13 protein-coding genes are annotated in these 17,978 nt (G+C 73.7%); 8 read left to right on the forward strand and 5 right to left on the reverse strand.

From position 1 onward, the window contains the following. Positions 1 to 20: 20 nt before the first annotated feature. Positions 21 to 824, forward strand: a complete 804-nt coding sequence (locus OO62_RS07595; protein WP_033266485.1) for an exodeoxyribonuclease III — start codon at positions 21 to 23, stop codon at positions 822 to 824. A gap of 80 nt (positions 825 to 904) precedes the next feature. Here OO62_RS07595 and OO62_RS07600 read toward each other — a convergent pair whose 3' ends face one another. Then, the gene (locus OO62_RS07600; RefSeq protein WP_051732866.1) at positions 905 to 1,414 is read right to left on the reverse strand and encodes a hypothetical protein; all 510 of its coding nucleotides are present in this window, start codon (positions 1,412 to 1,414) and stop codon (positions 905 to 907) included. Between the two features lie 310 nt (positions 1,415 to 1,724). On the opposite strand from OO62_RS07600, the gene OO62_RS07605 reads away from it, so the two are divergent. Then, the gene (locus OO62_RS07605; RefSeq protein ID WP_228332463.1) at positions 1,725 to 3,611 is read left to right on the forward strand and encodes an AfsR/SARP family transcriptional regulator; all 1,887 of its coding nucleotides are present in this window, start codon (positions 1,725 to 1,727) and stop codon (positions 3,609 to 3,611) included. A gap of 37 nt (positions 3,612 to 3,648) precedes the next feature. Here OO62_RS07605 and OO62_RS07610 read toward each other — a convergent pair whose 3' ends face one another. Continuing rightward, the gene (locus OO62_RS07610) at positions 3,649 to 4,506 is read right to left on the reverse strand and encodes a MerR family transcriptional regulator (RefSeq protein ID WP_077192667.1); all 858 of its coding nucleotides are present in this window, start codon (positions 4,504 to 4,506) and stop codon (positions 3,649 to 3,651) included. A gap of 206 nt (positions 4,507 to 4,712) precedes the next feature. On the opposite strand from OO62_RS07610, the gene OO62_RS07615 reads away from it, so the two are divergent. From OO62_RS07615 to OO62_RS07630, 4 genes are all read left to right on the forward strand, one after another. Further along, positions 4,713 to 6,239, forward strand: coding sequence for a flavin-containing monooxygenase (locus tag OO62_RS07615; protein ID WP_033266486.1), 1,527 nt, complete (start codon positions 4,713 to 4,715; stop codon positions 6,237 to 6,239). Then, positions 6,236 to 7,243 carry an alpha/beta fold hydrolase gene (locus OO62_RS07620; RefSeq protein WP_033266487.1) on the forward strand — a complete coding sequence of 336 codons (1,008 nt, stop codon included), beginning with the start codon at positions 6,236 to 6,238 and terminating at the stop codon, positions 7,241 to 7,243. The genes OO62_RS07615 and OO62_RS07620 overlap by 4 nt, the downstream gene beginning before the upstream one ends. Then, positions 7,240 to 8,115 carry an SDR family oxidoreductase gene (locus OO62_RS07625; protein WP_033266488.1) on the forward strand — a complete coding sequence of 292 codons (876 nt, stop codon included), beginning with the start codon at positions 7,240 to 7,242 and terminating at the stop codon, positions 8,113 to 8,115. The genes OO62_RS07620 and OO62_RS07625 overlap by 4 nt, the downstream gene beginning before the upstream one ends. Before the next feature lie 112 nt (positions 8,116 to 8,227). Further along, positions 8,228 to 8,500: a hypothetical protein gene (locus OO62_RS07630; RefSeq protein WP_033266489.1), complete on the forward strand. Its 273-nt coding sequence runs from the start codon at positions 8,228 to 8,230 to the stop codon at positions 8,498 to 8,500. Positions 8,501 to 8,637: 137 nt separating this feature from the next. Here OO62_RS07630 and OO62_RS07635 read toward each other — a convergent pair whose 3' ends face one another. After that, positions 8,638 to 9,261 carry a hypothetical protein gene (locus OO62_RS07635; RefSeq protein WP_033266490.1) on the reverse strand — a complete coding sequence of 208 codons (624 nt, stop codon included), beginning with the start codon at positions 9,259 to 9,261 and terminating at the stop codon, positions 8,638 to 8,640. Between the two features lie 242 nt (positions 9,262 to 9,503). Between OO62_RS07635 and OO62_RS07640 the strand changes: the two genes are divergently transcribed. Continuing rightward, complete coding sequence (locus tag OO62_RS07640; RefSeq protein ID WP_129322976.1) at positions 9,504 to 10,454, forward strand: RICIN domain-containing protein; 951 nt, start codon at positions 9,504 to 9,506, stop codon at positions 10,452 to 10,454. Positions 10,455 to 10,472: 18 nt separating this feature from the next. Here OO62_RS07640 and OO62_RS07645 read toward each other — a convergent pair whose 3' ends face one another. Both OO62_RS07645 and OO62_RS07650 read right to left on the reverse strand, forming a co-directional pair. Then, on the reverse strand, positions 10,473 to 13,838 hold the full coding sequence (locus OO62_RS07645; RefSeq protein WP_033266633.1) for a S41 family peptidase: 3,366 nt from the start codon (positions 13,836 to 13,838) through the stop codon (positions 10,473 to 10,475). A 145-nt stretch (positions 13,839 to 13,983) separates the two neighbouring features. Then, positions 13,984 to 16,644 carry a tetratricopeptide repeat protein gene (locus OO62_RS07650; RefSeq protein ID WP_129322975.1) on the reverse strand — a complete coding sequence of 887 codons (2,661 nt, stop codon included), beginning with the start codon at positions 16,642 to 16,644 and terminating at the stop codon, positions 13,984 to 13,986. A 215-nt stretch (positions 16,645 to 16,859) separates the two neighbouring features. On the opposite strand from OO62_RS07650, the gene OO62_RS07655 reads away from it, so the two are divergent. After that, positions 16,860 to 17,978: an energy-coupling factor ABC transporter permease gene (locus OO62_RS07655; protein WP_033266493.1), complete on the forward strand. Its 1,119-nt coding sequence runs from the start codon at positions 16,860 to 16,862 to the stop codon at positions 17,976 to 17,978.

Below are 17,978 nucleotides of genomic sequence, written 5' to 3' on the forward strand. Positions count from 1 at the left end.
GGGATGGGTATCGTGCCGGGATGCTCACCGTGACCTCTGTGAATGTGAATGGACTGCGCGCCGCGGCCAAGAAGGGCTTCGTCCCGTGGCTCGCCGGGACCACGGCCGACGTGCTGTGCCTTCAGGAGGTACGGGCCGAGCCCGGCCAGCTGCCGGACGAGGTGCGCGAGCCCGCCGGCTGGTACACCGTGCACGCACCGGCCGCCGCCAAGGGCCGGGCCGGCGTCTCCCTCTACAGCCGCCGGGAGCCGGACCGCGTCCGGGTCGGCTTCGGGTCGTCGGAGTTCGACAGCAGCGGCCGCTACGTCGAGGCGGACCTGCCCGGCGTGACCGTCGCCAGCCTCTACCTGCCCTCCGGCGAGGTGGGCACCGACCGCCAGGACGAGAAGGAACGCTTCATGGCGGAGTTCCTCCCGTACCTCGTCGACCTGCGCGAGCGCGCGGCGGCGGACGGCCGTGAGGTCCTGGTCTGCGGCGACTGGAACATCGCGCACCAGGAGGCCGACCTCAAGAACTGGAAGGCCAACCAGAAGAAGTCCGGCTTCCTCCCCGAGGAGCGCGGCTGGCTCACCGACGTGCTCTCCGAGACCCGCGGCGGCTACGTGGACGTCGTCCGCGCCCTCCACCTCGGCGCCGAGGGCCCGTACTCGTGGTGGTCCTACCGCGGCCGCGCCTTCGACAACGACGCGGGCTGGCGCATCGACTACCACATGGCCACGCCGGGCCTGGCCGAGCGCGCGCTCAAGGCGTACGTCGAGCGCGCCGCGGCCTACGACCAGCGGTGGAGCGACCACGCACCGGTGACGGTGGTGTACACGTCCTAGCCGGGGTGGGGCGCCCCCCGGGGGAGTACGGGGGCGCCCCGGGGCGGCTCGCCGGGGTGGGGCGGGCCGCCCGGTCCGGGTCAGGGACGGCTGAACTTCACGTAGCCGCCGTTGTCCGGGCGGTCGAACCAGCCCTTGAAGGCCCAGTTGATGTAGCCGCCGTCGCCCTGGTTGGTGAACTCGCCGTCCTCGAAGACCCAGATGCCGTAGACGACGCCGTCGTAGGTGGCGGAACCGTACGCCTTCACGCCGTTGAGGTGCTCCTCGTAGGGCTGGCTGAGGTTGTGCACCATGACGTTGTACTGGCCGCCGCTCGCGTAGAACGCCGACTCCATCAGGTTCTTGACGAAGCCCTCGCGGTTCTGGGCGGTCTTGATCGACGACTCGATCTTGTTGGCTATGCCGAGCACGTCGACGTTGAAGTTCAGGTTGGCGTTGGCGCCGACGTCGACCGGGGAGTCACCCGCCGCCGCCGCGGCGGTGGCCGGCGCGGCCGACGCGGCCACCGGGAAGGCGGCGGCCGTCGCGGTGAGCGCGGCGCACAGGGCCACCGCGGCCAGGCTCTTCTTCAGGACGCCCGATGTGGACATGGTTCTCCTCCAGGAGTGGGGGGTGGACGGCTCCGGACCGAGCGGAAACGGAGCGCCGGGCCGGAGCGGCGGCAAGGGGTGAGCCGCCGCTCCGGCACTGCAACGAGCTTCGGCGGGGCCGCTCATGAACTGCTCACGCCGCGCTCACGCGGGCCGTCGTGGCAGGTCGGACGCGTCACCGGGCGCCGGCGCGGTCCATATAGTGAGAGCGGTGGCAAGGGCCGCAACCAGCCATGGTTTTCCGCGTCTTCAGTGGCGTGAGGGCGGGCCGTGGTTCCGTCCCGTTCGGCTGTTCGCACCAGAGGACACGATGGTTCAGTTGCGGCTCCTGGGGCCGGTGGAGATCGAGACCGACGAGGGCCGTCCACTGGCTCTGGGGGCGGGCCGCATCCGTACGGTGGCCGCGGTACTGATCAGTGAGGTCAACCAGGCGGTCACGGTGCAGCGGCTGATCGACCTGGCGTGGGACGGGGAGCCGCCGGCCCGTGCGCGGGGCGTGGTGCACAACCACGTGCACCGGCTGCGGCAGCTGCTGGACGGGCATGCCGAGCTGGTCACGCGGGGGCAGGGGTACGTCCTGATCGCCGACCCGGCCGCGGTGGACAGCCACCGGTTCCGGAGCCTGGTCTCCGCTGCCCGGGACGCCGACCCGCGGGCCGCGGTCGCCATGCTGCGCCGGGCCCTCGGGCTGTGGCGGGGCGAGGCGCTGGCGGACGTGCCCGGCGACCGGGTGCGCCGGACGCTGGGCGTCGGCCTGGCCCAGGCGCGGGTGGCCGCGCTCCAGGAACTCGGCGCGAAGCTGCTGCTGCTCGGCCGGTACGGGGAGCTGGTCACGGAGCTGACCGCGTGGACCGCGGAGCACCCCCTGCACGAGGAGCTGGCCGCGCTGCTGATGCGCGCCCTGCAGGCGAACGGCCGGCAGGCCGAGGCTCTCGACCACTACCACCGCACCCGCCGGCACCTGAAGGAGCAGCTGGGCATCGACCCCGGCCCGGCGCTCGGCGCGGCCTATCTGGAGGTGCTCGGCAGGGGCCCGGCCGCCTCGCCGCCGGCCGCCGCCCGCCCGCCGGCCGGACCGCCCCCGGCCGGTCCGTACGCCGAGGGCCCCCGGCCGGCGGTACCGCCCCGGGTCGCCCAACTGCCGCCCGCCGTCGTCGACTTCTGCGGCCGGGCACGCGAACTGGCGGTGCTGGAGCAGCACCTGGACCGGGTGCCGCGGCCGCACTGCCTGGTACTGGCGGGCGGCGGCGGGACGGGCAAGACCTCGCTGGCGGTGCAGTGGGCGCACCGGCTCACGGCGGAGTTCCCCGACGGGCAGCTCTTCGTCGATCTGCGCGGCTTCGAGCGGCCCCCGTTGCGGGCGGGCACCGCGCTGTCGGCGTTCCTGCGGGCCCTGGGCGTCCCGGAGGCGGCGATCCCCGATTCCGTGCCGGAACGCGCGGCGCTGTACCGCTCGCTGCTCGCCGGCCGGCGGATGCTCGTGGTGCTGGACAACGCGGGTACGGCGGAACAGACGCGCCCGCTGCTGCCCGCGACGCCGGGCTGTCTGGCCGTGGTGACCAGCCGGCGGCGGCTGAGCGGGCTGGTGGTCCGGGACGGGGCCGTCCTGGTGGGGGTGGGGCCGCTGACCCCCGGCGATGCGCTGCGGCTGCTGGCCAACGCGCTGGGGCCGCAGCGCATCGAGGCGGACAAGCCGGCGGCCAGGGAACTCGTCAGGTGGTGCGACGGGCTTCCGCTGGCACTGCGGATCGCCGCCGCGCGGCTGATGGCCCACCCCGAGTGGCCGTTGGGCTGGTGGACGCGGAAGCTGGCCGACGAGCGCCGCCGGCTCCAGGAGCTGTCCGCGCACGACGCCGATCTGGCCGTGGAGGCCAGCCTGTATCTGACCTACCGCGCGCTGTCGAGCGGTGCCGCCCGGCTGTTCCGCGTCCTCGGACTGCATCCGGGCCCCCGGGTCGGTGAGCTGGACGCCGCCGCGCTGGCCGGGCGGGACGTCGCCCGCACCCGTCGGCACCTGGCCGAGCTGTGCGACGCCCATCTGCTGGAGGAGCAGCCCCAGGGACACTACGTACGGCCCGAGTTGGTGCGCCTGTACGCGGCGCAGCGCGCGGTGGCGGAGGAGACGCGGGCCGACCGGGACCTGGCCGTGCGGCGGCTGCTCGACCAGGTCGCCCGGCTCCGTCCGGCGCGCGGCTGAGCGGCGGCCGTCCCGGGCGGTGCGGGTGGCGCGGGCGCTACGGCGCGTCCGCGGGGCCTTCCTTGTCGGCTCGGCAGTCCCGTTCCGGGCAGTCCCGGTCCCCCTGCTCGCGGAGCCAGGTCTCCAGTTCCGTGCGCACCCGGCGGTCCATGGCCATGGAGAGTTCGGCCTCCACCACGCCCTTGGACAGCGGGCGGAGTTTTTCGATGGTCCGGGCGATGTGGTCGACCTCCTGGGGGCCGGGGAGGTCGGCGGTGCCGGGGCGTTCGAGGATGTCGGCGAGGAGGTGGGTGCGGATCAGGGTGGTGAAGACGTCGGCCAGCGCGTCGGCGTGGGCGCGGACCGTGCGGCCGGCTTCCAGGACGGCGGCCAGCGGGATGCCGCGGTGGACGAGTTCGGTGGAGGCGTCCAGGAGGCGGCGGCTGATGTGGACGAACTCGTCGCCGTCGACGGCCAGATAGCCCAGGTCCAGGGACGCGGTGAGGTTCTCCGCCGTGACGTCCTGGCTGAAGTGGTCGGCGAGCTGTTCCGGGGTGAGCCGGACCGGGGTTTCCTCGGACCACGGCGGCAGCAACGGGGTCTGCAGGCCGAGCAGTTCGCCCACGTCGCGGCCGGCGTCGAAGGCGGCGAGGAGCTCGCCGATACCGCCGAGGGTGTGGCCGCGCTCCAGCAGGGCGCCGATGGTGCGCAGCCGGGCGAGGTGGTGATCGTTGTACCAGGCGATCCGGCCCTCGCGGCGGGGCGGCGGGATGAGCTTGCGTTCGCGGTAGAAGCGCAGCGTACGGACCGTGACGCCGGCTTCCGCGGCGAGTTCGGCCATGCGGAATTCGCGCGCGGGGCGGCCGCTTTCCGGGGGCCGCGCGGGCTCGTCCTGGGGGGTCTCGTTCGCTGCCACGGGGTCAGCCTATGCCGGGGGCCGGACGGCCGGCCGGGGTGCGACCGGCGGTAACTTCCTGCCGCCCGACCCCTACCGCTCGGTACGTGGGCTGCCCTACGCTCCCCCTGTGCCCAATCGCGCCAGTGATTGCTGGCACAGTTGGGACTCCCGCGGCCGCCAGGGCCGTGGGGTCGGGGTGGAGCGTCGGACTCGGGAGGCGGCGGATGGCCGAGCGCGAGCAGCAGCACGTGCGGGTGGCGGTGATCGGATCAGGCTTCGGTGGACTGGGGGCGGCCGTACGGCTGCGCCGCCAGGGAATCACCGACTTCGTGGTCCTGGAACGGGCCGATTCGGTGGGCGGTACCTGGCGGGACAACAGCTATCCGGGGTGTGCGTGCGATGTGCCGTCGCACCTGTACTCCTTCTCGTTCGCCCCCAACCCCGAATGGCCGCGGAACTTCTCCGGGCAGGAGCACATCCGTGCCTACCTGGAGCGGGTGACGGACACCTTCGGGCTGCGGCCGCACATCCGGTTCAACGCGGAGGTGCGCGGCCTGCGGTGGAGCAACAGCGCGCTGCACTGGGAGATCGAGACGGCGAGCGGGGCGCTGACCGCGGACGTGGTCGTCTCCGCCACCGGGCCGCTGTCGGACCCGAAGCTCCCGGACGTCCCGGGGCTCGGCACCTTCCCGGGGAAGGTCTTCCACTCCGCCCGCTGGGACCACGACTACGACCTGCGCGGCAAGCGGGTCGCCATGATCGGCACCGGCGCCTCGGCGATCCAGATCGTGCCCGCGATCCAGCCGGAGGTGAGCCGGCTGACCCTCTTCCAGCGCACCCCGCCCTGGGTGCTGCCGCGCGCCGACCGCAAGATCAGCGCGGCCGAGAAATGGCTGCACACCAAGGTGCCGGCGACCCGGGCCGCGCGCCGCGGACTGCTCTGGGGCATCAGGGAGTTGCAGGTCAGCGCCTTCACCAAGCGGCCCAACGAACTGGGCCTGATCGAATTCCTGGCGAAGAACCACATGCGCAAGGCGATCAAGGACCCCGGGATGCGGGCCGCCCTGACGCCGGACTACCGCATCGGGTGCAAGCGGATCCTGCTGTCCAACACGTACTACCCGGCGCTGGCCCGGCCGAATGTGGACCTCGTCCCGGCCGGGCTGACGGAGGTGCGCGGCGCCACGCTCGTCGCGGCCGACGGGAGCGAGACGGAGGCCGACGCGATCGTCTTCGGCACCGGCTTCCACGTGACGGACATGCCGATCGCCCAGCGGGTCACCGGGGCGAACGGGACGACGCTGGCCGAGGAGTGGAAGGACGGGATGGCGGCGCTGCGCGGTGCCAGCGCGGCCGGGTTCCCGAACTTCCTGACCCTCATCGGGCCCAACACCGGGCTGGGGAACAGCTCGATGATCCTGATGATCGAGGCGCAGCTGAACTACATGGTGGACTTCCTGCGGCAGCTGGACGTCCTCGGCGGGAAGATCGCGCTGACCGCCCGGCAGTCCGCGGTGGACGAGTGGACCCGGAAGATCCAGCGGAGGATGGAGCGGACGGTGTGGAACACCGGCGGGTGCGACAGCTGGTACCTCGACGCCAACGGGCGGAACACCACCGCCTGGCCGGGCACGACCGCTGAGTTCAAGAAGGTGACGCGGCAGGTCGACCTCGCCGAGTACGAGGTGCTGCGGCCGCCGGGGGCCGCCGTCGGCACGTCCGGCAGCGCGCGGGCGGAGGTGGCCGTATGAGCCGCCGGCCCGGACACGTCACGACCGGCCCCTACGCGCCGCCGGTGCCGCGCGAGAGCGTGACCCTCACCTCGGCCGACGGCGCCCGGATCCACGCCGAGATCCACGGCCCCGAGCACGCCCCGGCCGTCGTGCTGGCACACGGCTGGACCTGCTCGACCGCCTTCTGGGCGCCGGTCGTCCGCGACCTGTCCGCCGACCACAAGGTCGTCGTCTACGACCAGCGGGGCCACGGCCGCAGCCCGGCCGCCGTCCCGGCCGGCCACAGCACCGAGGCGCTCGCCGACGACCTGGTCGCCGTACTGGAGGGGACCCTCGCGGTGGACGAACGCGCGGTGGTGGGCGGCCACTCCATGGGCGGCATGACGATCATGGCCGCCGCCGGGCGCCCGCAGCTGCGCGCCCGGGCCGCCGCGGTCCTGCTGTGCAGCACCGGCAGCGCCGAACTCCCCGCCGAATCAAGGGTGTTCCCGCTGCGCAGCCCGGCCGGCCGGCGCCGCGCCCACCGGCTGCTGCTGGGCTCCCGCGCCCCGCTCGGCCCGGTATCACCGCTCACCAGGAGCGCGTTGAAGTACGCCACGATGGGCCCCGGTGCCACCGCCGAGCAGGTGGAAGCCTGCGCGCGGATCGTGCACGCCTGCCCGGCGGGCGTCCGGGCCCGCTGGGGCCATGTGCTGTCCGGCCTGGAGCTGACCGGCGGACTGGGCGCCCTGGAGATGCCGGCGGAGGTCATCGCGGGCACCGCGGACCGGCTGACGCCGCCGGTGCACGCCCGCCGGATGGCCTCCGTCCTGCCCGACCTCCGCCGGCTGACCGAGCTGCCGGGGCTGGGGCACATGACCCCCATCGAGGACCCCGGCGCGGTCGCCGGCCGGCTGCGCGTCCTCGTGCAGAACCATCTGCGGGCGGCCGGCACCGACGACGAGGGGCCGGCCGCGGGCGCCCCCGACCTCCCCGCCCAGGCCCCCGGGGCCGGGCGGCAGAAGAAGGAGAGCACGGCATGACCGGGAAACTGCAGGGACAGGTCGTCGTGGTGACCGGCGCGGCGCGCGGGGTCGGCGCGCTGCTGGCCCGCAAGCTGTCGGCGCGCGGCGCGACGCTGGCGCTGGTCGGCCTGGAGCCGGACGAGCTGCGCGCGGTCGCCGCCTCGCTGCACGGCCCCGCGCACCACTGGTACGCCGATGTCACCGACCACGAGGCGATGGCCCGCGTGGCGGGCGAGGTCAAGGACCGCTTCGGGAAGGTCGACGTGGTCGTCGCCAACGCCGGGGTGGCGACCGGCGGGCCGTTCGTCGACTCCGACCCGGTGGCCTGGAAGCGGGTCATCGAGGTCAACCTGATCGGCGGCGCGGTCACCGGCCGGGCCTTCCTGCCCGTACTGATGGAGTCCCGCGGCTACTTCCTGCAGATCGCCTCGCTCGCCGCGATCACCCCGGCCCCGATGATGACCGCGTACTGCGCCTCCAAGTCGGGTGTCGAAGCCTTCGCCCACAGCCTGCGCGCCGAGGTCGGCCACAAGGGCGTACGGGTCGGCGTCGGCTACCTGAGCTGGACCGACACCGACATGGTGCGGGGTGCCGACCAGGACGACGTGATGCGCGAGCTGCGCTCCCGGCTGCCCTGGCCGTCGAACAAGACCTATCCGCTGGGCCCCGCCGTCGACCGGATCGTCGCGGGCGTCGAGCGCCGTTCCGCGCACGTCTACGGGCAGTGGTGGCTGCGCGGGATGCAGTCGGTGCGCGGGTATCTGCCCGCGCTCATCGGCTCGGTGGGCCAGCGCGAGATGCGGCGGTTCGGGGAGCGCCTGGACGGGATGCGGGTCGGCCTGGTCGGGGCGGGCGGAGAGGCGGACGAGAAGGCGCGCGCGGACCGGTAGAGCCGGCCCGCGGATCACGGAGGGTAGCCATTCGTGATCGAAATGCGACGAATGTCCGGTCGTGTCACGCTGGTCGAGGCCCACCCCCTACACCCCACTAGGAGTGAACAGCATGGGCATCAAGGACCAGTTCCAGGACAAGGCCAACGAGCTCAAGGACCAGGCGCAGCACGCTGCGAACCGTGGTCGCGACGAGTCCCGGGAGCGCGGCCAGCAGGGCCGCGAGCAGGGCCGCGAGCAGGGCCGTGAGCCGGGCCGTGAGCCGGGTCGCGAGCCGGGCCGTGAGCGCGGTGGGCAGGAGCGCGAGCGTGGCCAGCAGGGCCGTCGCCCCGCCCCGGACCCGATGGACGAACTGCGCGACGAGCGGGACCGCTTCCAGAGCTGACGCCGCAGTCCTGAAGGCACGTGGCGGCGGACGCGCCGCCACGTGCGGGGCGCACCCGGTCGACCGGGTGCGCCCCTCAGCACGTTCCCCCGCTGCCCCCGTGCTGTCGCGCGCTCAGCGGCTCCGGTTTCCCGGACTCAGCTGACGACCGTGAGCTTCTTCGGCCAGCCGTAGTGCGCGGCCTTGGCGAAGAGGTTCTTGATGTGCGCGGGGGTCAGCTTGATGCAGCCCAGCGAGAAGTAGTCGTTGCTGCCGTCCCAGCGGTACGGGTTGTCCCGGCCGGGCTGCCGGGCGCCCTGGGTGCCGTCCGGCCGCATCTCGCTGTGCACGAACAGTTCGGTGCGCTTGGTGCGGCCGTTCCTGCACACCTTGTCCTGCACCTGGATCGCGTACCCGTTGACGCCCCGCGCCCCGCCGTTGTGGTGCGTGGTGTGGGCCAGCACCCGGTAGCTGCCGTTGGGCAGCCAGCCCTGCATGCTCGCGCACTCGTTCCTGCCGTTGCGGCCGCCGTTGCCGGAGCCCGCGCGGTACTTGGCGAGAACCTTGTCCCGGCCGTTGGGCACGCTCTTCTTGAGGTAGAGCACCGAATTGCTCGGGCTGCTCTGGTTCTTGTCGAAGTACAGGTACGTACCGCCGGCCGCGGCCGCGGTCTGCCCGGACGCCGGGTGGGCGGCCAGCGCCGGGGCGGCCTCGGTGGCGGCGAGGCCGCCGGTCAGCGCCAGCGCGGCGGCGAGCGGAACGATCCGTTGACGGATGCGCATCGGTGCATCTCCCGTTGTGGTGGTGGTAGTTGACGGCCCGGGCCGGTGCTCCGGCAGGGCAGGACAGACCTTGCTGGGGCCGCCGGTGTCCGGCAAGGGAATCCGCCGTCCCGGACGGGCCGCCGGCTGTCCGGGCAGGTCGGACGGGTGAGAGCGGCCCTGTCCGGGAGGGGGACGGCCGCTGTCCGGAGTGACGCGGACCGGTGTTGTGGCGGTGGCCGGGCGGCGGTTCAATGGCCCGCATGACACGCACGGGGGGAACCGGCGGATCAACCTCACGCCCGGCCGGCGGGGCGGACGCGCTCGTCGCACGGATGCAACAGCTCAAGGACCAGTCGGGGCTGACCTATCGTCAGCTGGAGCAGCGGGCCGCGGAGAACGGCGAGGTGCTGGCCCGCAGCACGCTCGCCGACGTCCTGCGCAGGCGGGCCCTGCCGCGGGAGGAGCTGCTCGGCGCGTTCCTGCGGGCGCACGGCTGCCCGCCCGACGAGGTGGCGGAGTGGCTCGCGGTGCGACGGCGCATCGAAGCGGGCGTAGCGGCCGGACCCGGCCGCGGCCGCCCGTCCCGCAAGCAGGTGCTGACGGCCGGCGCCGCCGCGCTCGTCGCGCTGCTGCTCGCGGGGGGCGCACTGCTGCTGGCCCGCGGCGGGGGCGGGGACGCGACCGGCGGCGGTGGTGCGCGGCCCGGGGCGGCGAACGCCGTGCCGCTGCCCACGGGCGAGGTCCTCATCCGTCCGCTGCGGACGCCCACCCTCTGCCTCACCGACGGGCGGGTGCTGCGGGCGCACGCCTACCGGACGGTCGCCGTCCGGCGGCCCTGCGCGCAGGCGGTACCCCCGCACACCCACCTGACCGCCGCCGGGGCGGGCCGCCACCGCATCCGGTGGACCCACCCCGACCACGGGACGGGCTGCCTGGTCCTGCTCCGCGACAAGGGCGTCGCGGGACTGCTGGAGCCCTGGGAGGACTGCACCGCGGGCGGCCCCGCGCAGTTGTTCCGCGTCGAACCGGTCACCGGGCGGCCCGGCCGGGCCGGCGCCGAACGGACCGTGTACCGGCTGCGGTTGAGCGGCCCGGACGGCGCCGACGACGGCCGGTGCGTCACCCTCGGCGGCGACGGGCCGGACGCCACCGCGCTGGTGCGGCCGTGCAGCGGGGCGGACGACCAGAAGTTCCTGATCGGCCCGGCGTGAGCGGCGCGTCGGGCGGGCTCAGGCCCCCTCGGCCCCCGCCTCCTCCTCGCCCGCGTTCCGCGGCGGCAGCGGGGGCCGCCGCCGGTCCGGCACGTCCGACAGGTCCGGCGGCGTGGCCGCCGGATGCCGCTCCAGCAGCTCCAGCGCCGTGCGCACGGCCACGCCCAGCGTCGGGTGCCGGCCCTCGGCCCAGTGCATCGGCGAGCGCAGCGTCTCGATGTCCGGCTCCACGCCGTGGTTCTCCACGTCCCAGCCGTAGAGCCGGAACCACGCGGCGTTCATCGGCACGGTGATCGCGGTGCCGTCCGCGAGCCGGTGCCGGCCGGTCATCCCGACCACCCCGCCCCAGGTGCGCATGCCCACCACCGGGCCGATGCCCAGCAGCTTGAACGCCGCGGTGATCATGTCGCCGTCGGACGAGGTCATCTCGTCGGCGACCGCGACGACCGGGCCGCGCGGGGCGTTGCTGGCGTACGAGACCGGCTCGGCGTCGCGGGTCAGGTCCCAGCCGATGATGGTGCGGGTCAGCTTCTCGATCACCAGCTCGGAGATGTTGCCGCCGGCGTTGCCCCGTACGTCCACGATCAGCGCGGGCCGGGCGACCTCCTTGCGCAGATCGCGGTTGAACTGCGCCCAGCCCGACCCGCCCATGTCGGGGATGTGCAGATAGCCGCACCGGCCGCCGCTCAGCTCGCGCACCACGGCGCGCCGGCGGGCGACCCAGTCCTGGTAGCGCAGCGGCCGCTCGTCGATCAGCGGGACCACCGCGACCCGGCGGGCGGGGCCGTCGCCGTCGGCCGGGGCGAAGGTCAGCTCGACGGTGGTGCCGCCGGCCGCGGCCAGCAGCGGCGCGGGACCGGCGACCGGGTCCACCGGGCGGCCGTCGACATGGGTGAGCGCGGACTCCTCGCGGATGCCCGTGCCGGCCAGCGGGGAGCGCGCCTTGGAGTCCGAGGACTCGCCGGGCAGGATCCGCTGGAGGATCCAACGCCCGTCCCGCTGGACCAGGTTGGCGCCGAGCAGGCCGATGGCCCGCTGGTAGTGCGGCGGCCCCTCGTTGCGCCGCGCGCCGGTGACGTACGCGTGGGAGGTGCCCAGCTCGCCCATCACCTCGCGTAGCAGGTCGGCGAACTCGTCGGGGGAGGCGACCCGTTCGACCAGTGGCCGGTACTGCGCGAGGATCGCGTCCCAGTCGATGCCGGACAGCCGCGGATCCCAGAAGTACGCCCGGATGATCCGGCCCGCCTCCTCGAACCCCTGCTGCCACTCGGCCCCCGGGTCCACGTCGTGCAGGATGCGCCGCAGGTCCAGGTAGACCGTCGAATCGCTGTCCCCCGGCTCGGTCGCGGGCACCGCGCGCAGCTCGCCGTCGTCGTTGACGACCAGCCGGGTGCCGTCGCCGCTGACCGCGAACTCGTCGAGGGAGCTGGTGAGTTCGGTGCGGCGCGCCTTGGTCAGGTCGAAGTGTTCCAGGGTGGGCTTGCCGGAGGTGTTGTCGGGATTGGCGAACGTCTCGCCCAGCGCCCCGGAGATCGGCCAGCGCAGCCACACCAGCCCGCCCCCGCTCACCGGCTGCAGCGAGGAGTACTTCGACGCCGCCACCGGGAACGGCGTGACCCGGTTCTCCAGCCCCTCCACCTCGACCAGCACCGGCCCCTCACCTCCCGGCGGGGGGTTCTCGTCCGGGTCCAGACCGCCCGCCGCGGGCCGCCCCTCCGGCGACAGCGCGAACGGCGAGGGGGTCGCCGAGGACAGCGGTACGAGGTAGGGGCGGCAGCCCAGCGGGAAGGACAGGTCGCCGGTGTGCACGTCGTAGACCGGGTCGAAGCCGCGCCAGGACAGGAACGCCAGGTAGCGGCCGTCGCGGGTGAAGACCGGCTGCTCGTCCTCGAAGCGGCCGTTGGTGACGTCCACGACGTGCCGGTCGGACAGCCGGGCCATCTTGATCAGCCGCAGCGAGCGGCCGATGCCCGGGTGCGACCAGGTCAGCCAGCGGGAGTCGGGGGAGAAGGCCAGGTCGCGGACCGGGCCGTTGGGGGAGCGGATCAGCTCGGTGACACCACCGGGCCCGGCGGCCTGCTCCTCCGCACTGCGGTCCTCCTCGGTCGGCTCCTCGTCCGGCCGCGTCACGTCCACCAGCAGCAGCCGGCCGTCGTTGGAGGCCACCGCCAGCCGCTCGCCGTCGGGCGACGAGGCCATCTCGTGGACCCGGCCCAGCTGCCCGACGGCCAGCCGGCGCGGCTCGCCCGGCGCGCTGGCCCGCGGCAGATTGGTGATCTCGACGGCGTCGTCGCCCTCGGCGTCGGTGACGTAGGCGATCCGGCCGGTGGAGCCCAGCATCTCGGGCAGCCGGACGCGGACGGCCGGGGTGTCGTGGATCGTCCGGGCCGGGCCGTCGCGGTGGGTGAGCCAGTACAGGCTGCCGCGTACGCCGATCGCGCTGGCCCGGCCCGTGGTGTCCACCGCGAGCGAGGTGACGTGCGAGGCGGCCGGGACCTGGTAGCTGCGCCGGCCGGCCCGCGGCCCGCCCAGCCGGACCGTCAGCTTGCGCGGCACCGCGTCCGGGCCGAGGTCGTCGACCAGCCAGAGGTCGCCGGCGCACTGGTAGACGATCCGCTCGCCGTCGGTCGAGGCGTGCCGGGCGTAGAAGTCGGCGTGGTCGGTGTGCCGGCGCAGATCGGTGCCGTCCGGCAGGCAGGAGTAGACGTTGGCGATGCCCTCGTGGTCGGAGAGGAACGCGATCCGCCCGCCGACGAACATCACCGAGTCGAGGTGCCCGTACAGCTCGGGCAGCAGCCGGGTGCCGTGCAGCCACATCCGGCCCATCGCGCCGCCCCGGTAGCGCTTCCAGGACGCGGGCTCGTGCGGCGGTTTGCCGGTGAGCAGCAGCGTGCGGCGCTCCCCGTCGACCTCGGACACCGCGATGTCGGCGACCGGGCCCCAGGGCAGCTTGCCGCCCGGACTGCCGTCCGTGGGCACGCTGTAGGCCCACGAGTAGTACGAGAACGGCTGGCCGTGCGAGGACACCGCGAGGACGTGCGAGGCGCCCTCGTGGTCGGGCGGCGACCAGCCGCAGACCCGGGCGTCCGTGCTGCCCCAGTACGTCAGCCGGCGGGCCGGGCCGCCCTCGACCGGGGCGAGATGGACCTCGGGGTCCAGGCTGCGCCAGGTGGTGAAGGCGATGTGCCGGCCGTCGGGCGAGAAGCGGGGGTGGCCGACCCGCGTGCGGTCGACGGTCAGCCGCCAGGCGCGGCCGGGCTCCTGCCCGTCCGCGGCGAGCGGTGCCACCCACAGATCGTCCTCCGCGGCGAAGCAGAGCAGCTCGCCGTGCAGATGCGGAAAGCGCAGATACCCGCCGGGCGGCGCGGGGGGTGTGGTCGGCATGCGGCGCAGCCGGCCCCGCGATTCGGCGGCGTCCGTCTCCGGGCGCGGCCCGGCGGCTTCGGGTGCATCGCTCACGTCCCCATCGTTTCGGCCCACGGATCGGGTGGCAACTCGGCCCGACGGCCCCGGCGCGCCCGCCGGGCGGTCAGATCCAGAGGACCTCGGGGCTGCGGCGGGTGTCGTGCCGGGGCTCCGCGATGCTGTGCACGGCGCCGCGGAATTTGACCTCGACGGTCTCGTCCTGCTCGGCGGCCAGCCGGGCTCCCAGCCTCAGCCAGGCGGCCGCGTACTGGGAGCAGAGCGCGCGCACCTGGGGCGCGGGCAGCTTGGCCACACCCGAGGCAAGGGCGTCGTCGAGAATCGCGCACCACGCACGGCTCCGCGTCGGAGCGGAGGTCGACATGCCCTTCCGCAGCTCCGCGGCGACGGATTGCAGCAGGTTCACCGTGCATGTGTGATCGCTCTGCGCGTCACTTTCCTGAAGCATTCCCGGTGGGAAGTCGGACCGCCGCGCGGCCGCCGGGTCGCTTTCCTGTACCGCGGCGATGAGAGTGGCCCGGTCGGCCCAGTCGCTCGGGCGGCCGCCCACGACGGCACGGAACGCGTCCCAGGCTCTCTCCTCGGCGCGCAGCCAGCATTTCAGGGTGTCGACGGCCGTGGAGCCGTTCCCGGCGCGTTCGCGCCAGTTCAGTTCCATCACCAGAGCGGCATCCCGCAGGAGGCGGCGGGTATAGCCCTCCAACAGGCACGCCACGGGGGGACAGGCGGAGTGCCCCCCTGGCGGTTCGGTGCTCGGGTAGGTGCTCCGCACGAAGTCGGCGAAGCACGGTTCCTCGCGCAGCCGGGCCAGGTCGGGGTCCTCGAACAGCATCCATGACCGTTCCAGCCTGGTGAATCCGCTCTCGGCTCGCAGGGCTGCCGTTTCCAATTGCTCCACGGCCATGTCCGCCAGTTTCTGGTATCTGTGTTCATCGATGTCGTCACGGTTTTCGGGCGGATACCGTTTCATCGCCACGGCATAGACGCAGGCGCTGTTGTAGTGGTCCTGCCATTCGTAGGAGGACATGCGCTGCGGCATGATCTCGCGGATGTGCGTGGCGAGGTCCGCGGGCGTCCGCCAGTCCCTGTGCCCGCGCCGGTCATAGCTTCGGCCACGCCAGCGGTCCGGCTCAGGGTGGCCCCACGGCCCGTGAGGTATCCGTGGCAGGTCGCCCATGGCCTGGTCCAGCTGCAGCGGCGCCCACACGTCGCGGTTGAGCTTCAGCGCCACGCGGCTGAACAACCGGAGCGGGCGGGTCTCAGTCACGTATGCGGGCGGCCAGATCCTTCGCAGAGCCCGCTTGATCCGGGCCCACCACTCCCACAGGGAGAGGCGCACACACAGATCGTCCCCCACGAGCCGGTAAAGCTCCTGCGCGGCAGCCCGTTGGAAGACCACGCGCACCATGTGCCGATCGTAGGTTGAGGCGTTGGTGGATCTCAGCCGATCGGCGAGCCACTTCTTCGTGATCTCTTCCACCCCGCACTTCGTGTACCTGCAGGCGGAAATGCGATCGCGGACGGCCGCCGCGAGGGCGAAGTCGACGGCGGCGGGCCAGTAGCGCTCGGCCAGGGTGAGCAGCAGCCCCTCCCATCTCCCGTCATGTTCCTCGGCAGGGTTCGGGTACCACGCCTCCGTGAGCCGCTCCCCGGTCCCAAGGATGATCGCGTTCCGGTAGCGCAGCCCGAGTGTCTCCCTGAACTGGAGGGGGCGCCACAGATACCGGAGCCTTCGCAGGGCCAGACGCCGGCGGACCCACAGCCGGTCGTTGTACGCGTCGGCGGTCTGACCGTCGAGGGCGAGACTCCGCTGGCAGGTGTCCAGCGCCTCGACCTGCAGGCCCAGCTTTTCCTGCGCCCCCGCGAACTCCGCCCGGATGTACGGATTCTGCGGGTCGAACCGCAGGGCATCGCGGTAACGCTCCAGCGCCTGGTCGTACCGTTGCCCCGCGCTCAGCGCCTTCGCCTCCTGGTAGGAGCGCAGCAACTCGGGCGGCAGTTCGCGGGCCCACCAGGCGTGCCACGGCGGCCGCCGGCCGGCCCGGGTCACCGGCAGCAGCGAGGCTTCCACCCAGTACGCGGCCCGGCACACCGCGTGCTCCCAGTCCCGCCCCCAGACCGTGGTGGCCCGCGCCCCGCTGAAGACGTACGCGGTGAGCGTGACGGTGATGCCGCAGGGTTCCGTCCGGTGCTCCCGCAGCTGGAGCACACCGCCCACGCGGTAAGCCAGTTTCGGCCGGAGCCGGCTGAGCAGGCGCGGAATCGTGGTGCCGGGCTTCGCGAGGTCCACGTCCCCGAGCAGGTCGAGGAAGCCGGTGGGCGGAGCCTCCGTCGGCACCGTCGTCGGCGGATAGAGGCTGCTCTCGGACAGCTGCATACGGAGGCGGGACGTCAGATCGTCCACCGGAAGCGGTTTGCGGTGGGCCGTGGCGTCGACGAGCTGCTGCACCTGCACGGGGCCGGGCCGGTAGCCCAGGAGGGAGCGGGTGGCCCGCCAGTACGCGTACAGGGCCAGCACCACCAGCAGCAGTCCCGCCAGCCGCAGCCCCGGGCTGATGCCGCTGCCGCTGAGGAAGGCCGCCAAGCCGTTGAAGAGGCGCGGGAGGACCCGGCCGAGGGCAACCGACCAGGTGTGCCCGCCTGCCCGCCACGCGAGCACCGCCACGGCCAGCACCAACACGGCCGCGGCCGACCCCCACGCCACGACCCGCGGAACGAGAAGCGGCGACGTAGGAGTCCGGGAGAGTTTGCCCGGTCGCTTGCCCATGTCAGCTTCCCCGACCGATCTCTGGTTCCAGTCTCTGCCGCTTGGCAGGTATCTGCCACTGCGCGGGAGAGCGGGCCCGCGGCGGCGTGCCGTGCGCCGGTGCGTACAACTGGCAGCCGTGGTCCACGCCGTTTCGCATGACGGGCGCTCTTGCAACTTGTTCGCAGCAGGCACCACCATTGGCTGGTTGCAGACCCTGGAGCGGAGAACCCGAGATGCACGTACCCGATGGATTCATCAATGCGCCGGTGTCGGTGGCGACCGGTGCGCTCGCCGCGGCCGCCGTCGCCGTCAGCCTGCGCGGCGCCCGCCGGGAGCTGGCGGGTACGGGCCAGGGCGGCGGCGCGGGCGCGGAGCGTACGGCGCCGCTGGCCGGTCTGGTGGCGGCCTTCATCTTCGCCGTGCAGATGCTGAACTTCCCGGTCGCCGCCGGCACCAGCGGGCACCTGCTCGGCGGTGCCCTCGCGGCGATACTCGTCGGCCCGTACACCGGCGTGCTGTGCGTCTCGGTCGTGCTGCTGATGCAGGGCGTGCTGTTCGCCGACGGCGGGCTGACCGCGCTGGGCGTCAACATCACCGACATGGCGATCGTGACGACCGTGGTCGCCTACGGCCTGTTCCGCGTGCTGGTCAAGGTGCTGCCGCGGAGCCGCCGCTCGATCACCGTCGCCTCGTTCGTCTCCGCGCTGGTCTCGGTGCCGGCCGCCGCCGTCGCCTTCACCGCGCTCTACGCGCTGGGCGGCACGGCCGACGTGCCGATCGGCAAGGTCTTCACCGCCATGGTCGGGGTGCACGTGCTGATCGGCATCGGCGAGGCCGCGATCACCGCGCTGACGGTGGGCGCCGTGATCGCCGTACGCCCGGACCTGGTCCACGGCGCGCGCGGCCTGACCGCGCCGCTGGAACTGCGGACCTCGCCGCTGACCGCCGCCGACGCCGCCCCGGCGGCCGCCGCCACCCCCGTCCCAGCCCCGGCCGCCACCGCCCCGCGCCGCTCCGTCCGCCGCGTCTGGCTGGCCGGCCTCGCCGCCGCCCTGGTCTGCGCCGGCGGCATCAGCTACTACGCCTCCGCCAGCCCCGACGGCCTGGAGAAGGTCGCCCACGACCAGGGCATCGACGCCAAGGCCAGGGACCACGCCGCCAAGGACTCCCCGCTCGCCGACTACAGCGTCAAGGACATCACCGACCCGCGGCTGTCCGGCGGCCTCGCCGGCGTCATCGGCGTCGGCGCGACCCTGGCCGTCGGCACCGGCGTGTTCGTCGTGCTGCGCCGCCGCCGGAACGCGGCGGACGCCCGGCCGACCGCCGCCGGCGCCCCCGCGGAACGGGTCTGA

It is taken from the genome of Streptomyces lydicus, from assembly GCF_000717345.1.
GTDB lineage: Bacteria > Actinomycetota > Actinomycetes > Streptomycetales > Streptomycetaceae > Streptomyces > Streptomyces lydicus.

Coding starts and splice junctions, on each gene's coding strand:
- OO62_RS07640 (WP_129322976.1), top strand. CDS start 9,504: ATGACACGCACGGGGGGAACCGGCGGATCAACCTCACGCCCGGCCGGC.
- OO62_RS07630 (WP_033266489.1), top strand. CDS start 8,228: ATGGGCATCAAGGACCAGTTCCAGGACAAGGCCAACGAGCTCAAGGAC.
- OO62_RS07635 (WP_033266490.1), bottom strand. CDS start 9,261: ATGCGCATCCGTCAACGGATCGTTCCGCTCGCCGCCGCGCTGGCGCTG.
- OO62_RS07650 (WP_129322975.1), bottom strand. CDS start 16,644: ATGGGCAAGCGACCGGGCAAACTCTCCCGGACTCCTACGTCGCCGCTT.
- OO62_RS07645 (WP_033266633.1), bottom strand. CDS start 13,838: ATGCCGACCACACCCCCCGCGCCGCCCGGCGGGTATCTGCGCTTTCCG.
- OO62_RS07605 (WP_228332463.1), top strand. CDS start 1,725: ATGGTTCAGTTGCGGCTCCTGGGGCCGGTGGAGATCGAGACCGACGAG.
- OO62_RS07615 (WP_033266486.1), top strand. CDS start 4,713: ATGGCCGAGCGCGAGCAGCAGCACGTGCGGGTGGCGGTGATCGGATCA.
- OO62_RS07655 (WP_033266493.1), top strand. CDS start 16,860: ATGCACGTACCCGATGGATTCATCAATGCGCCGGTGTCGGTGGCGACC.
- OO62_RS07595 (WP_033266485.1), top strand. CDS start 21: ATGCTCACCGTGACCTCTGTGAATGTGAATGGACTGCGCGCCGCGGCC.
- OO62_RS07600 (WP_051732866.1), bottom strand. CDS start 1,414: ATGTCCACATCGGGCGTCCTGAAGAAGAGCCTGGCCGCGGTGGCCCTG.
- OO62_RS07625 (WP_033266488.1), top strand. CDS start 7,240: ATGACCGGGAAACTGCAGGGACAGGTCGTCGTGGTGACCGGCGCGGCG.
- OO62_RS07620 (WP_033266487.1), top strand. CDS start 6,236: ATGAGCCGCCGGCCCGGACACGTCACGACCGGCCCCTACGCGCCGCCG.